The organism is Vibrio sp. 1402 (assembly GCF_033340275.1).
The window spans coordinates 1-543 of record NZ_JAWOWE010000610.1 but is presented as its reverse complement, the minus strand read 5'-3'; the positions used below and the strand labels follow the sequence as shown (position 1 = coordinate 543).

Here is a 543-nt window from a genome sequence, read left to right as displayed (position 1 = left end):
ATGTCTGCACGAGACAAGGCTTTTAGTTGACGCTGAACGGCATCCGTTACTTGATCCGCGACAATAGGTGATGGTGTCACAAGAACCACCTGTGAATCAGGGCCGTGCTCAGCTTGGCTTAACAGGTCTGCTGCGATGAAGTCTGGATCTGCGGTTTCGTCTGCAATCACAAGAACTTCAGAAGGGCCAGCCGGCATGTCAATCGCAGCACCACGGAAGTCATTGCTTACTTGACGTTTTGCTTCCGTCACATAGGCGTTACCCGGGCCAAAAATTTTATCCACTTTGGCGACGCTTTTCGTACCGTAAGCCATTGCAGCGACAGCCTGTCCACCACCGACATTGTAAACTTCATCAATGCCGCACAACTTGGCAACGTACAAAATTTCATCTGCAATCGGTGGAGGAGAACAAAGCACCACTTTACGACAACCAGCGATTTTTGCAGGCACGCCCAGCATCAATACTGTCGATGGCAATGGCGCGCTACCACCAGGAATATACAACCCTACTTTTTGAATGGGACGTGTCACTTGCTCACAC

The 543-nt window shown here is 50.3% G+C and carries 1 protein-coding gene; it reads right to left on the bottom strand.

The genetic code is table 11. The features are described 5' to 3' along the window. Window positions 1-543, bottom strand: a 543-nt coding sequence (gene hisD, locus R7044_RS27520; RefSeq protein ID WP_225456267.1) for a histidinol dehydrogenase, incomplete at both ends; no start/stop codon positions are given.